This window comes from Photobacterium sp. WH24 (assembly GCF_019204055.1).
Taxonomy (GTDB): domain Bacteria; phylum Pseudomonadota; class Gammaproteobacteria; order Enterobacterales; family Vibrionaceae; genus Photobacterium; species Photobacterium arenosum.
This window is the reverse complement of sequence record NZ_JAGSOZ010000054.1, coordinates 1-950: the sequence shown is the minus strand read 5'-3', so window position 1 is coordinate 950 and position 950 is coordinate 1. Positions and strand designations below refer to the sequence as shown.

Sequence of the window (950 nt, the reverse complement as noted above, 5' to 3'; positions counted from 1 at the left end):
CGCCTCAGGGTAACGCTTTTCGATATTAGTAACTATGGTATCAAGTTGTTGTTGAGAGACGGTTTCACTGGAGATTTTAATGGGAGAATTGTTGTCATTGCAGGCCGCTAATAATGGCAGCGTACATGCAAGTCCTAGCCTGTAAAATTTCATGCGGGCATCCTTTATTTTTAGTGCCTTAGTCTACTGAAGTGCCTAAAGCAAAAACACTGCAAAGCATAGCCAATGTTCAATTGAACCCGTATTTCTTGAACCAAGTGCGCAATGAAATGAATTTGGTGATTTTGATTGAAAATCAATCATCAATCTCAGGACGATTTATGTACCGGGGCTGTCTGTTGAAGAGCACAGCGAAAGCTGACACCTGAGTAATAGGCTTTTTCGACCGGATCTCTATAAATACGGGCGAACGTCATTGTTGTTCCTAACGCATCGCGCTGAACCTTCTGTGTGCCGGATGCAGGGCCTTTGGGGTTGAGTTCCGGAGAAATCTGATAATAGTCGGGGGAGTACCAGTCATTCACCCATTCACTGACCTGATTTGTCATGCCATAAACCCCTAAAGGGTTCGGAAAAAATTTGTCGACGACCTCAATATCGGTTGACGCATTGGCATCATTTTCAGTGTACTCAATATAATACTCTGTCTCAGGATCGAAATAGATCCCCCCGCTTAGCTGACGGTAACCATTATTAGTGGCAAAATAGTAATGTTGGCCTCGACTTCGGGCAGCATATTCCCACTGTGCTTCTGTGGGCAAGTCGAAGGGCAATGCGCTGACCTGCCCTAACCATTGACAGTAATCTTTGGCTTCCTGCCATGCTTTGGTACTGGCTGGATAGTTTTTTCTTGTGGTTATTAGCAGTTTGTATCGTTCAGAATCCCGCTGAACAATCGACCCATCACGCGAATTATCCTTTGCCACAGGTAGCCCGTTAATCAGGCGCAT

Annotated in this window: 1 protein-coding gene; it reads right to left on the bottom strand. The window is 45.1% G+C overall.

Going from position 1 to position 950, the window contains the following annotated elements:
* Positions 1-308: 308 nt before the first annotated feature.
* A partial coding sequence (locus KCG43_RS21285) for an SUMF1/EgtB/PvdO family nonheme iron enzyme (protein ID WP_218387461.1) occupies positions 309-950 on the bottom strand: 642 nt, incomplete at its 5' end.